This window comes from Pseudomonas sp. AC136 (assembly GCF_979258585.1).
Genome location: NZ_OZ409865.1, coordinates 557,689 through 570,874, shown reverse-complemented (window position 1 = coordinate 570,874; position 13,186 = coordinate 557,689). Strand labels below are relative to the sequence as shown.

11 protein-coding genes are annotated in these 13,186 nt (G+C 61.3%); 3 read left to right on the top strand and 8 right to left on the bottom strand.

The features are described from left to right. Position 1 precedes the first annotated feature (1 nt). From galU to ACZZZU_RS02475, 8 genes are all read right to left on the bottom strand, one after another. Positions 2-841 (bottom strand): UTP--glucose-1-phosphate uridylyltransferase GalU, encoded by an 840-nt coding sequence (gene galU, locus ACZZZU_RS02510; RefSeq protein ID WP_122496359.1) that lies wholly within the window; start codon positions 839-841, stop codon positions 2-4. 47 nt (positions 842-888) lie between these two features. Further along, positions 889-2,250 carry a UDP-glucose dehydrogenase family protein gene (locus tag ACZZZU_RS02505; protein WP_463549629.1) on the bottom strand — a complete coding sequence of 454 codons (1,362 nt, stop codon included), beginning with the start codon at positions 2,248-2,250 and terminating at the stop codon, positions 889-891. A gap of 90 nt (positions 2,251-2,340) precedes the next feature. Next, positions 2,341-2,673, bottom strand: a complete 333-nt coding sequence (locus ACZZZU_RS02500; protein ID WP_463549628.1) for a hypothetical protein — start codon at positions 2,671-2,673, stop codon at positions 2,341-2,343. Positions 2,674-2,724: 51 nt separating this feature from the next. After that, the gene (locus ACZZZU_RS02495; RefSeq protein WP_463549627.1) at positions 2,725-4,371 is read right to left on the bottom strand and encodes a response regulator; all 1,647 of its coding nucleotides are present in this window, start codon (positions 4,369-4,371) and stop codon (positions 2,725-2,727) included. Positions 4,372-4,381: 10 nt separating this feature from the next. Next, complete coding sequence (locus ACZZZU_RS02490) at positions 4,382-4,729, bottom strand: circadian clock KaiB family protein (RefSeq protein WP_463549626.1); 348 nt, start codon at positions 4,727-4,729, stop codon at positions 4,382-4,384. Next, on the bottom strand, positions 4,726-5,100 hold the full coding sequence (locus ACZZZU_RS02485) for a circadian clock KaiB family protein (RefSeq protein ID WP_463382684.1): 375 nt from the start codon (positions 5,098-5,100) through the stop codon (positions 4,726-4,728). The genes ACZZZU_RS02490 and ACZZZU_RS02485 overlap by 4 nt, the downstream gene beginning before the upstream one ends. Beyond that, positions 5,097-6,797 (bottom strand): circadian clock protein KaiC, encoded by a 1,701-nt coding sequence (kaiC, locus tag ACZZZU_RS02480; RefSeq protein WP_463549625.1) that lies wholly within the window; start codon positions 6,795-6,797, stop codon positions 5,097-5,099. The genes ACZZZU_RS02485 and kaiC overlap by 4 nt, the downstream gene beginning before the upstream one ends. A 186-nt stretch (positions 6,798-6,983) precedes the next feature. Next, positions 6,984-7,910 carry a pyridoxal-phosphate dependent enzyme gene (locus ACZZZU_RS02475; protein WP_463549624.1) on the bottom strand — a complete coding sequence of 309 codons (927 nt, stop codon included), beginning with the start codon at positions 7,908-7,910 and terminating at the stop codon, positions 6,984-6,986. Between the two features lie 168 nt (positions 7,911-8,078). Between ACZZZU_RS02475 and ACZZZU_RS02470 the strand changes: the two genes are divergently transcribed. From ACZZZU_RS02470 to ACZZZU_RS02460, 3 genes are all read left to right on the top strand, one after another. Further along, a complete protein-coding gene (locus tag ACZZZU_RS02470) occupies positions 8,079-8,339 on the top strand; it encodes a hypothetical protein (protein WP_463549623.1) in 261 nt (86 codons plus the stop codon). Positions 8,340-8,917: 578 nt separating this feature from the next. After that, positions 8,918-10,087, top strand: coding sequence for an efflux RND transporter periplasmic adaptor subunit (locus ACZZZU_RS02465; RefSeq protein ID WP_463549622.1), 1,170 nt, complete (start codon positions 8,918-8,920; stop codon positions 10,085-10,087). Further along, positions 10,084-13,179: a multidrug efflux RND transporter permease subunit gene (locus tag ACZZZU_RS02460; protein WP_463549621.1), complete on the top strand. Its 3,096-nt coding sequence runs from the start codon at positions 10,084-10,086 to the stop codon at positions 13,177-13,179. The genes ACZZZU_RS02465 and ACZZZU_RS02460 overlap by 4 nt, the downstream gene beginning before the upstream one ends. Positions 13,180-13,186 lie beyond the last annotated feature (7 nt).

Sequence of the window (13,186 nt, the reverse complement as noted above, 5' to 3'; positions counted from 1 at the left end):
CTTAGTAAGCCTTGCCGGTCTTGTAGAAGTTTTCGAAGCAGAAGTTGGTGGCGTCGATGTAACCCTCGGCGCCGCCGCAGTCGAAACGCTGGCCTTTGAATTTGTAAGCCAGAACGCAACCGTCCTGGGCTTGCTTCATCAGCGCGTCGGTAATCTGGATTTCGCCGCCTTTGCCTGGCTCGGTTTCTTCGATCAACTTGAAGATGTCCGGGGTCAGGATGTAGCGGCCGATGATGGCAAGGTTCGACGGAGCGTCTTCTGGTTTCGGTTTCTCGACCATGCTGTTAACACGGTAGATGTCGTCACGAATCATCTCGCCGGAAATAACGCCGTACTTGGACACTTCGTCCTGCGGCACTTCCTGAATCGCTACGATCGAGCAGCGGAACTGGTTGTACAGCTTGACCATCTGGGTCAGTACGCCGTCGCCATCGACGTTTACGCACAGGTCGTCTGCCAGTACCACGGCGAACGGTTCGTCACCGATCAGCGGGCGGCCAGACAGAATCGCGTGGCCCAGGCCTTTCATTTCAACCTGACGGGTGTAAGAGAAGCTGCAGTTGTCGATCAGGCGGCGGATGCCGACCAGGTATTTTTCTTTGTCGGTGCCTTTGATCTGGTGTTCCAGCTCGTAGCTGATGTCGAAGTGGTCTTCCAGGGCGCGCTTGCCACGGCCAGTAACGATGGAGATCTCCGAAAGCCCGGCTTCCAGCGCTTCTTCAACGCCGTACTGAATCAGCGGCTTGTTCACCACCGGCAGCATTTCCTTGGGCATGGCCTTTGTTGCTGGTAGGAAACGGGTACCGTAACCAGCAGCCGGGAACAAGCATTTCTTGATCATGTGAGTCCTTGAAAGAAGGGTCATACCGTTAGTGCCGCGCAGTCTAATCAGGCGGCACTCGCCTTACAATGGCCCGCCACAGGGCGGCCAATGCCACGATAGAGAAACCCTAGCGCAGATAGTTCCAACGAATCGTAAATATTGCGTCCATCGAACACGGCCGGCATGCGCATCAAACCGCGAATACGACGGAAATCGGGCTGGCGGAACTGCTTCCATTCCGTCACCAACACCAGCGCGTCCGCGCCTTCCACCGCCGAATAAGGGGACTCGCTGAGCTGCAACTGGCCATTGGCGAGCGCCTGCGGGTAACGCGCCGCCACCGCTTTGCAGGCCACCGGGTCGCAGGCTTGAACACGCGCCCCGGCGGCCAGCAAGGCATCGAGCAGCACCAGGCTCGGCGCCTCGCGTAAATCGTCAGTGCCCGGTTTGAATGCCAAGCCCCACAGCGCCACCACTCGGCCTTGCAAATAGCCGTTGAAGTGGTCGTACAACGCCTCGAACAACAAGGTTTTCTGCACCGCGTTGCGCGCCTCCACCGCGCGTAAAATTGCCGGTTCGAAACCGTTCTGCTCGGCCGTGTGGATCAGCGCTTTAACATCTTTAGGGAAACACGAACCGCCGTAGCCGCAGCCGGCGTAGATAAAGTGCGTGCCAATGCGCTTGTCACTGCCGATGCCACGGCGGACCTGTTCAATGTCCACGTCCAGCAGGCCGCACAGGCCCGCCATCTCGTTGATAAAGGAAATCTTGGTCGCCAGAAAGGCATTGGCGGCGTACTTGCTGAACTCCGCCGCGCGCACCGGCATGCTCAGCACGCGTTCGCTGTTGCGCACGAAGGGCGCGTACAGACGACGCAGCAACGCTTCGCTGGCAGCATCGCTGCAACCCAGCAGCACGCGGTCCGGGCGCATGAAATCGTCGATGGCCGAGCCTTCTTTCAAAAACTCCGGATTGCTCGCCACGCTGACGTGAAAGCCCAGCTGGCGATGCTGCAACCGCTGGTTAATGAGGTGCTGCACCCGCTCCGCCGTGCCGACCGGCACTGTCGATTTGTTCACCACCAGGCAGGCTTGTCGCAGCGTGGTTCCCAGCTGTTCGGCCACGGCCAGCACATGGCTGAGGTCTGCCGAACCGTCCTCGCCGCTGGGCGTGCCCACGGCAATAAACACCACCGCCGCCCGCGCTACGCCTTCAGCCAGGCGCCGAGTGAAACTCAGCTGGCCGCTGGCCAAATGCGCGGATAACAGCGCTGACAAACCGGGCTCATGAATCGGCACTTCGCCGGCTTGCAGCTGCGCCAGGCGCGTGGGATCGGTTTCCACACACACCACGTGATTGCCCATTTCCGCAAAACACGCCGCCGTCACCAACCCCACATACCCCGCGCCGATCACACATAGCTGCATCGCTGCTTCTCCGAATGAGTTACAGCGATTGCAACCAAAAGCAGTGGCAAGCGTGTGACGGTCACGCGACAAGCCGGTGACAGCGAAACCTCAGCGCCGCTCGCGCTGTACCGAGCCGTTACCGGGCTGGCGCTGGAACTCCCCTACTCCCGGATATTCGATGCTTTGCTGCACATTGCCGCGAATCTGCGTCGAACCAGAGCCTTGATAAGTGCTGTTGGAGTTGTAGCGATTATCCGGCACCTGATAACCGCCGTAACCGCTGGAGCCCTCTTGCCGGCTGGACTCGCTGATACTGCCGCTGGCGCCAGGGCTGACATAGGTGCGGGTGATGGTGCGCTGCTGACCGACGATTTCGGCAGCGAGCGTGACCTGCGCGCTCAAGCCAGCCACCAGCAACACACTGAGCACTAAACGGTGCATGTGGAAACCTCCACGCATGGGTTGGACGTCCATCCTACGGAAAAACATCGGTCAGGAGGGTTCGATGTTTGCGCCCACTACCTGATCCAGCATGTCGCTCAACCGGTCCATGGTGAACGGTTTGCGCAACACAGTGGCGCTACTGCCCACAGCCGCCTGCAACTGTGCGGTGTCGGAAAAGCCGCTGATGAAAATGATCGGCAAGTGTGGGTATTTCTCCAACAGCAGTTTCGCCACTTCCGCGCCGTTAAGGTGCGGCATGGCGAAGTCCAGCAGCACTAGATCCGGCATCTGCACGTCGATCAGCTTCAGGCCCGCCAAGCCGCTGCTGGCTTCGCGTACCTGATGGCCGAGGGCTTCGAGCATGTCGACCACAACGCGACGCACGTCGTCGTCATCGTCGATCAGCATCACCTGCTTGCCGCCCTGTTTCAGCGGCTCGTTGGCGGCAGCGGCCGGCACTTCGATCAACGCGCTGTCGCGGGTGTACGGCAAGGTGAGGAACACCTGAGTGCCACAACCCGGCGCCGACACCAGGCGCACCCAGCCGTTGGATTGCTCGACGATGCTCTGCACTTGCGCCAATCCCAGCCCAGTGCCGGCGCCGATGCCTTTGGTGGAAAAGAACGCGTTGAACGCTTTCAGGCGCACGTCTTCGCTCATGCCGACGCCAGTATCCGCCACGCAAATTTGCATCACGCCATACGGCGCGCCCTCAACCGGGTCGGGATGATGCTGGGTGGTGATATTCAGCGAGCCGCCCGTGGGCATGGCATCGCGGGCGTTGAGCGCGAGGTTGAGGATGGCCAGCTCCAACTGCGTGGGGTCGCTGAGGACGTAGTGCTCGCTCGGCTCCAGGTTCAGGCGGATGCGCACCGTGGTGCCGATGGTGCGCACCAGCAGGTCGGTCATGTCGCGAATCACCGAGTTGATGCGCAGCGGTTGCAGTTCGAGTTTTTGCGAGCGCGAGAACGCCAGCAACTGCGCGGTGAGCTTGGCGCCTCGGTCGGCGGCTTTGAGTCCCGCCTCGGTCCAGCGCACGACTTTTTCCGAGGTCGGCCGGCGCGCGATCAGGTCCAGGCTGCCTTTGATGCCTTGCAACAGGTTATTGAAGTCATGCGCCAGGCCGCCAGTCAGTTGCCCCACCGCTTCCATTTTTTGCGCTTGGCTCAGGCGTGCTTCCAGCAGACGACGCTCGGTGAGGTCGGTGACCACGCCGCAAATAATCGGCTCCTCGCTGCTGTCCAGCGCCAAGGCGCGGAATGACAGGTAAGCGGGCGTCACTTGATCGTCGGCGGCCAGCAAATTGAATTCGCTGCGCACCGCTTCTTCGGCACTGTTGGCAATAAAGCGGCGGAAGCGCTCGCGCTCGGCGGGCGCGACGAAATCAGCGAAATCGTGGGCCACTACTTTTTCCAGCGGCCGGCGCACCATCTCGCCGAGGCGCTCATTGCCGTACAGCACAAAGCCGTCGCGCGATAACGTCACCGCGCCTTCCTGCATTTGCTCGACCAGGGTGCGATACGGCCGGTCGGCACTTTCCAGGGTGTACACACTCACCGCTTCGCCGGTGTCGATAAACAGCGCGTCCACCGCGCCGGTGCGAATGGCTTCGAGGGTGTCCTCGGCTTCGCGCAGTTTGTCGCTCAGCTGCTTGATGTATTGCTCGTCGGTCAGCCCTATGGCGCGTTCGATCATCGGCAATCCCTCACTCAATACCGAGCGCACTACGCAAGGTAGCGGTGTCGGACAGGTCGCCGATAAGCAAGCGCACCGGCAGCGGTTTGAGCTTCATCAACGTGGGCACCGCGATAATTTGCGCTTCGCGCGCCGCGCTCGGGTTCTGGTAGATATCGACGACCTCCAATGAATAAGCGCCAGGCAAGTGGGTGTCGCACAGCGCTCTCAGATTGGTGATGGCTCGCGTGGAACGGGCGGTGCTGCCAGACACATACAAACGCAGCTCCAAGCACTCCCCCGCTTGCGTCGAGCCTTCGGGCAGTTGCGCAGTCGCCGAGGCAACCGGCGGTTGTTCAGGTGGCGGTGTAAAACTCAATTGACTGGCTCTGGGCGGATATCCAGGCCGACAAGCACTTTGTCGGTGTTGGACAGGTCACCAATAATTTTCACCAGCGGCGTAGGCAGATGCCGCACCAAAGTCGGCAGCGCCAGAATTTGATCGCCTGCTGCCAGTTGTGGGGTGACGCGCAAGTCGATCACTTCAATGGAATACACGCCCGACAGGTACTCCTCGCAAATGCGCTGCAAGTTGCGCAAGGCGGTCACCGACTTCGGCGTTTGCCCGGCGATGTACAGGCGCAGGGCGTAATGCCCCGGTTGCCCGACAGCGTTGGGGTCGATGGCCGGCGTGGTGGCGGTGCCCGATACGGTGTGCGAGTCGGGATCGTGCAAATCAGGGGTGGTCATTCGAGAACTCCTCGTGCTCGGGCCAACTGCCGACGAATCTCATCATCGCTTTGCAATTGGCTGATTTCATCGTCGTCTAGCAGCGAGTCCTCTTCCTCTCGAGCTTCCAGGGCGGCGCGCATCTCGGCAATTTTGCGTTCCAACTCATCGCGGCTTTTCTGCTTCCCGCGCAGGCGCTGCTCGTTCAGTTTCTGACGCAACTCCACGGCGCGGCGTTCACGGGCTTCGTGACTCATGCGCGCGGAACCGGTCAACACCCCTTTGGGGCTGATATACGGCGTCACCAACGTGATGCCGCGGTGGTTGATGTGGTATTCGCGCACTTGGTTCGAGTGACCCATACCACGGGCCTTGAGCACATACAGCAAGCGGTTGTACTCGCCGTCGGCCTCTACGCTGGACAGCGAAACCCAGGCGTCCATTAGCGAGGAAATGGCGCGATCCAAGCCCGCCCGGGTGGTTTTCGCATCGCTCAAGCTGGTGAACACCGTGGTGATGTTGCGCTGCTTGAGCAGATCGACCAGGCGCAACAGCGTCGCGTGCACTTCCGACTGCGGCCCGTGGAACGCGGAAATCGGATCGACTACTACGTTGTGCGGTTTGAACTCGACGATTTCCCGGTACATGCGCGCCAAATGGACTTCCAGGCCGAACAGGCTCGGACGTGTGGACTCCACGCGCAGCAGCCCGCTATCGATGTAGCTCTTCAGTTCCAGGTTCACCGAGCCCAGGTTACGCAGCAGTTGGCTTTCCCCTTCCTCAAAGGAGAACAGCAGGCAGCGCTCGCCGCGCAGGCAACTGGCGTGAATAAAACTCGCAGCAAAGGTGGTTTTACCCGTGCCGGCCAAGCCAGTCACCAGCACGCTGGAGCCACGGTAATAACCACCGCGCTCAAGCATCTGGTCCAGGCCTTCGATGCCAGTCGGCACGATGTCTTCCGGCGCGTCGTGATCCAGCCCGGCGGCGGTGATGGGCATCACCGTCAGACCCTGCGCGTCGATAAAGAATGGGTATTCGTTGGTGCCGTGGGACGAACCGCGGTATTTGACGACCCGCAGACGGCGCGTAGTGATCTGATCGGCCACGCGGTTATCGAGCAGAATTACGCAATCGGACACGTATTCCTCGATGCCATAACGGGTCAGCAGGCCATCACCGCGTTCGCCGGTCACCACCGCCGTCACGCCGCGCTCTTTGAGCCAATAAAATAACCGGCGCAGCTCGGCGCGCAGCACCGCGGTGTCTTTGAAACTGCTAAACAGCGCCTCGATGGTGTCGAGCACCACGCGTTTGGCGCCGATGCTGTCGATGGCATAGCCCAGGCGCACAAACAGGCCTTCGAGGTCGTACTCGCCGGTTTCCTCGATCTCGCTGCTGTCGACGTACACGTGATCAATGACGATCAGCTTTTGGTCCACCAACCCTTGCAGGTCGTAGTCCAGCGAGCCGACGTTTTCCATCAGGTCTTGCGTGCGTTCTTCAAAACTCATGAACACACCGGGCTCGCCGAACTGCAGCGCGCCGTTCACCAGAAAGCTCATGGCGAACAGCGTCTTGCCGCAGCCGGCAAAACCGCACACCAGGCTCGGCCGGCCCTGCGGCAGACCGCCCAGGGTAATTTCATCGAAACCGGCAATGCCGGTGGCGGATTTTTTCAGTGCGGCAATGTGCGAAGAGGCATGGGGCTTCTCGGCCAATTGAGGTCACCTTTTAAAGTCATGAGTGAGTGCTGGATGCCCGTCACGGCATCAAGCGGCTTAATAACTCAGACTACGGTGTGGCGAAAAAGATCGATATTTCATAGCAGTTTGATGGCAAACAGCGGAGCGTCAGCGGCCGGTTAAACGCCGTAAAAGCACTGCTGCTTGAGCGTTTCTGTCCATTCAGGCGAGTGTTTTTCGCCACTGTTGAATCTGCTCGAGCGTGGCCGTCGCCCCGCCACAAACGACCATCAATGGCCGCTGAAAATCAGCCAAAGCGTCGTGCCCTCCCACGTTGTACAACGTGGCCAAGGCAGCACCGCAAGCCGGTTCGACCAACACACGATGATCATGCAGAAACTGCTCGCAGGCGCTCAATGCTTGCGCGTCGGTCACCGTGGCGCAGCGGATGTCGTGGCGTCCGGTAATGGCGAACGCGTTTTCACACACCGCTTTGGCGCCCAGCGAGGTGGCGATGCTGGTGATGGCCGGCAATTCCACGCGCCGGCCAGCGGCGACCGACTGCGCCAGGGAATCCGCGCCGAGGGTTTCCACCGCCACCACCGGCACATGACTGCACCCGTTGCGCTGCAAACCCGCCACCACGCCAGAGAGCAAACCACCGCCGCCCACCGCGACGACCACGGCGTCAAAGTCGACGCCGGCTGCCACTACTTCGTCGATCAAACTGCCATGGCCTGCCCACATTTCAGCGTTGTCGAACGGGTGAATAAACGCGCTGTGCTCATCCAGCAGCGACTGCGCCAGGGCGTTGGCCTCCATCCACGAGGCGCCATGCACGATGACCTCCGCGCCCTCCTGCTCGATCAACGCCTTGGCGCGCGCGGTAGTGGTTTCGGGTACCACCACGGTGACGGGAATATTCAGCTGACGCCCGGCATAGGCCGCCGCGATGCCGGCGTTGCCGCCCGATGAGGACACAAAGCGACGCTTGCCCTGTTTTGCGTAGGTTTCACACACCGCACCAATGCCGCGAATTTTGAACGAGCCCACCGGCTGCACGGCCTCCAGCTTGAGCCACACGGTTTTATCGGTGAGCACGCTCAGTGGGCGCGATTGCAACAAAGGCGTTTGGATGTGCAGCGGCATAGCGGACCTCAAGCGGCGTCAAATCAGAGCGCGTCATGCTACTCGACTCGTCGGCCCTCAGTCTTCAGCCCGCAATTGGCACAAACGCCCTACACACAGAACGTGCGCACTAGTGGCGCCATGCCATATTATTGCCACCATCTCACACGGGCAGGTAAGGACAGCGAAGTGAAACGAATCAAGGAATGGCTCAGTCACGCCGTGCGCTTTACTGCTCGACCGCTTCCCGCGTACCGAGACGAAATAGAACGTCAGCACTTTGACCAGGACTGCATCAATACCCTGGGCTACAAGGGCGACGAACTGGTGATGCTCACCGAGCATGACCTGTTCAAAATCTGGCGAGCCGGCGCGCAACGCGCCCAGCTAGAAGCGCAGCAGGCACTCGCCGAGTCGCCAATGCCTGCCCCAATCCGCTGCGCCAGTTAACCCAGGCTTCCCCATCGCGGTGCCGAAGGCGCGATTTCGCCGATCTTTTCCAGGCGGGCGCCCACGATATTGCGGCTAATGTTCAGCAGCCGGCGATGCTGCCCCCTTCCCCCGTCATCCTCGCGAACGCGGGGATCCAGGCTGTGGCGACGAGCACCGTAACGTCCGAAACTCTGGATTCCGAATCGTCGGACCGCCGCCTGCGCGGGAATGACGGGGGTTTGGCGGAGATGTGTGTACATGACGTGAGATTTGCGAGACTGAGGGCCTAAGGGACGGCAAGAAACTCATTTTCAACTCACACCTCCGTCATCCTCGCGAACGCGGCGGTCCGACGATTCGGGATCCAGGCTGTGGCGGCGAGCACAGTAACGTCCGAAACTCTGGATTCCGAATCGTCGGACCGCCGCCTGCGCGGGAATGACGGATGTCTGGTCTAGCGATTCATACACCTGCCCAGACTTCTCGCCCCCCCCAAAACTGACAACCCGGTCATTTACCCGTCACCCTCCTGACCGCCTCGACCCGGTATAACGGCACGCTACCTTCCCCTTAATTCCAGCTTTGGCGTCATCCGCATGCGCACTCGCAGCAAAATCGTGATCTCCCTCGTGCTGGTGGCGGCTGCCGCCCTCGCCTTAAAAAGCGTTTTACCGAAAGCAAATACAACCAAAACTGCCGGCCCTGTAGGCATACCCGTGCACGTGGTGGCGGTTAAGCAGCAAGATGTACCGCGATATATCAGTGCCATCGGCACGGTGTTGTCGCTGCACAGCGTCGTGGTGCGCACGCAGATCGATGGCGTGCTCACGCAGCTGCTGGTGAAGGAAGGCCAATGGGTGAAGGCTGGTGAGTTGATGGCGCAAATTGATGACCGGGCCATTCGCGCCAGCCTCGATCAGGCCAAGGCGCAACTGGGCCAGGCACAGGCGCAGTTGCATGTCGCCGAGGTGGATTTGAAGCGCTACAAGCTGCTCAGCGTTGACGACGGTGTGTCCAAGCAAACCCTCGATCAGCAGCAGGCGCTGACCGACCAGTTGAAGGCCACGGTGCAAGGCAATCAGGCGGCGATTGCAGCGGCGCAAGTGCAGTTGTCGTTTACCCAGATTCGCTCGCCGGTCGCTGGCCGGGTGGGGATTCGCACGGTCGATCCGGGCAATTTCCTGCGCGTCAGCGATGCCCAGGGCTTGTTTAGCGTCACGCAAATCGACCCCATCGCCGTGGAGTTTTCCTTGCCGCAAAACCTGTTGCCCACCTTGCAGCAGCTGCTCAACGCGCCGACACCAGCGCTCGTCAACGCCTACCTCAGCGACCACGAACAAACCGGCACCCTGCTCGCTCAGGGCCAGTTGCGTTTGATCGACAACCAAGTCAGCGCCAGCACCGGCACGCTGCGGGCCAAGGCCGAGTTTGCCAATGCCAAGCAAACCCTGTGGCCGGGCCAATTGGTCACGGTGAAGGTGCAAATCGCGGTCGACCAAGGCGCGCTGGTGGTGCCGCCGCAGGTGGTGCAGCGCGGGCTGGAGAATTATTTCGTGTACCGCGTTAACGGCGACACGGTGGAAAGCGTGCCGGTGAAGGTGCTGTATCAAGACAGCGAGCTGAACATTATCCAAGGCGTGCAGCCGGCGGCGATTCAGGCCGGCACCGTGCTCATCCGCGATGGCCAGTCGCGCTTGAAGCCGGGGGCGAAAATCGAGGTGTTGAGCGATGAACCGGCCGCCACCACCGCGCAGGTGCAGCCGTGACCGGGCGTGGTGCGGTATCGGCCTGGTGCGTCGATCACCCGGTCGCCACCTTGCTACTCACCTTCGCCCTGGTGCTGCTGGGCTTGGTGGCCTTTCCGCAGCTGCCGTTGGCGCCCTTGCCGGAGGCTGAATTTCCGACCATTCAGGTGAACGCGCAGCTGCCCGGCGCCAGCCCGGACACCATGGCCTCGTCGGTGGCCACGCCGCTTGAAGTGCAGTTCAGTGCCATTCCCGGCATGACCCAGATGACGTCCACCAGCGCCCTGGGCTCGACCAACCTGATTCTGCAATTCACCCTCGACAAGAGCATCGACAGCGCCGCCCAGGAAGTGCAAGCGGCCATCAACACCGCCGCCGGCAAGCTGCCGCAAGACATGCCCAGCCTGCCGACCTGGCGCAAGGTCAACCCGGCGGACAGCCCGGTGCTGATCCTCGCCGTCAGCTCCACGCAAATGCCCGGCACCGAACTCAGTGACCAGGCCGAAACCATTCTGGCCCGCCAGCTGAGCCAGATTGATGGCGTTGGCCTGATCAACATCAGCGGCCAGCAACGTCCGGCTATCCGTGTGCAAGCCTCGCCGGACAAACTCGCTGCCCTCGGCCTGACCCTTGCCGACCTGCGCACGGCGCTGCAACAAACCAGCCTCAACCTGGCCAAAGGCGCGCTGTACGGTGAGTCGAGCATTTCCACGCTGGCCACCAACGACCAGTTGTTTCACCCCGAAGACTACGGCCAGTTGATCGTTTCCTACAAAGATGGCGCGCCGGTTAGGGTCAACGATGTGGCGCGGGTGATCGACGGCGCGGAAAACGCCTATGTGCAGGCGTGGTCGAACGACCAGCCGGGGCTCAACCTGGTGATCTTCCGCCAGCCGGGCGCGAATATCGTCGACACCGTCGACCGTATTCAGGCCGAGCTGCCGCGCTTGCAGGCCATGCTTTCGGCGTCGGTGCAGGTTTCCGTGCTCAACGACCGCACGCAAACCATTCGCGCCTCGTTGCACGAGGTGGAAATCACCCTGCTGATTGCCGTGTTGCTGGTGGTCGCGGTGATGGCGTTGTTCCTGCGCCAGTGGTCGGCCACCTTGATTGTCACCAGCGTGTTGGCGGTGTCGCTGATTGCCACCTTCGCGCTGATGTATGTGATGGGCTTTAGCCTCAATAACCTGACGCTGGTGGCCATCGTCGTGGCCGTCGGCTTTGTGGTGGACGATGCCATCGTTGTGGTGGAGAACATTCACCGGCACCTGGAGGCCGGCGAAGGCATGCGCGAAGCGGCGATCAAGGGCGCGGGGGAAATTGGCTTTACCGTGGTGTCCATCAGCTTTTCGCTGATTGCCGCGTTTATTCCGCTGCTGTTTATGGGCGGCGTGGTCGGGCGGTTGTTCAAGGAATTTGCCCTGACCGCAACCTCGACCATTCTGATTTCCGTGGTCGTGTCGCTAACCCTGGCGCCGGCCTTGGCCGCCTTGTTTATGCGCGCCCAGGCGCACCACAGCGGCGAGCGCAAAGGCTTCGGCGACTGGCTGCTGAGCCGCTATGACAACGGCCTGCGCCGCGCCCTGAACCACCAACGGTTGATGCTCGGCCTCTTCACCGCCAGCCTGGTGTTGGCGGTGGTGGGTTATGTGTTTATTCCCAAGGGATTCTTCCCGGTGCAAGACACCGGTTTTGTGCTCGGCACCACCGAGGCGGCGGCGGATATCTCTTATCCCGACATGGTCGCCAAGCACCGCGAGCTGGCAAAAATCGTCGCCGCCGACCCGGCTGTCAGCGTGTTTTCCCATATGGTCGGCGTCTCCGGAAACAACCAGACCATCGCCAACGGCCGCTTCTGGATCACCCTCAAACCACGCGGCGAACGCGACGTATCGGCCAGCGAGTTTATCGACCGCATCCGCCCCAAACTCATGACGCTTCCGGGCATCGTGCTGTACCTGCGCGCCGGGCAAGACATCAACCTCAGCGCCGGCCCCAGCCGCAGCCAGTATCAATACACGCTGAAAAGCAACGACGGCCCAAGCCTCAACCTGTGGACCCAGCGCCTCACCGACAAGCTGCGCAGCAACCCGGCATTTCGCGACCTGTCCAACGACCTGCAACTGGGCGGCAGCATCACCCACATCAGCATCGACCGCAGCGCGGCGGCGCGCTTCGGGCTAACCACCAGCGATGTCGACCAAGCGCTGTACGACGCCTTCGGGCAGCGGCAAATCAGTGAATTCCAGACCGAAACCAACCAGTACAAGGTGATTCTGGAACTCAACGAGCAGCAGCGTGGCAAAGCCGAGAGCCTCAACTTCTTCTACCTGCGCTCGCCGCTAACCGATGAGATGGTGCCGCTCTCGGCCCTGGCCAAGGTCGACGTGCCCACCAGCGGGCCGTTGTCGATTGCCCACGACGGCATGTTCCCGGCCGCCAACCTGTCGTTCAACCTGGCGCCCGGCGTGGCCCTGGGCGACGCAGTGCGCGAACTGAACCAGGCCAAGCTCGACATCGGTATGCCGGCGGAAATAAGCGGCAATTTCCAGGGTGCGGCACAGGCGTTCCAGAGTTCGCTGGCCAGTCAGCCGTGGCTGATTCTGGCGGCGCTGGTGGCGGTGTACATCATTCTGGGCGTGCTCTATGAAAGCTTCGTGCACCCGCTGACGATCATCTCCACCCTGCCCTCGGCCGGCCTTGGCGCCTTGGTGATGCTGTGGCTGTGCGGGCAGGATTTTTCCATCATGGCGCTGATCGGCCTGGTGCTGCTGATCGGCATCGTCAAGAAAAACGGCATTCTGATGATCGACTTCGCCCTGGAAGCCCAGCGCGAGCGCGGGTTGTCGCCACAGGATGCGATTTACCAAGCCTGCCTCACGCGCTTTCGGCCGATCATCATGACCACCCTCGCCGCCCTGCTCGGCGCCCTGCCGCTGATGCTCGGTTTTGGCACCGGCGCCGAGTTGCGCCAACCGCTGGGCATTGCCGTGGTCGGCGGTTTGCTGGTCAGCCAGGCGCTGACGCTGTTCACCACGCCGGTCATATACTTGGCGCTTGAGCGGTGGTTCCACCGACGCCAGGCGGCGCCGCTCGTTGCCACCGAACACTGAGCCCGAC

Excerpts from the sequence above, each read along its gene's own strand:
- ACZZZU_RS02475 (WP_463549624.1), bottom strand. The coding sequence starts at position 7,910 with ATGCCGCTGCACATCCAAACGCCTTTGTTGCAATCGCGCCCACTGAGC.
- ACZZZU_RS02465 (WP_463549622.1), top strand. The coding sequence starts at position 8,918 with ATGCGCACTCGCAGCAAAATCGTGATCTCCCTCGTGCTGGTGGCGGCT.
- galU (WP_122496359.1), bottom strand. The coding sequence starts at position 841 with ATGATCAAGAAATGCTTGTTCCCGGCTGCTGGTTACGGTACCCGTTTC.
- ACZZZU_RS02485 (WP_463382684.1), bottom strand. The coding sequence starts at position 5,100 with ATGACCACCCCTGATTTGCACGATCCCGACTCGCACACCGTATCGGGC.
- ACZZZU_RS02495 (WP_463549627.1), bottom strand. The coding sequence starts at position 4,371 with ATGATCGAACGCGCCATAGGGCTGACCGACGAGCAATACATCAAGCAG.
- ACZZZU_RS02500 (WP_463549628.1), bottom strand. The coding sequence starts at position 2,673 with ATGCACCGTTTAGTGCTCAGTGTGTTGCTGGTGGCTGGCTTGAGCGCG.
- ACZZZU_RS02505 (WP_463549629.1), bottom strand. The coding sequence starts at position 2,250 with ATGCAGCTATGTGTGATCGGCGCGGGGTATGTGGGGTTGGTGACGGCG.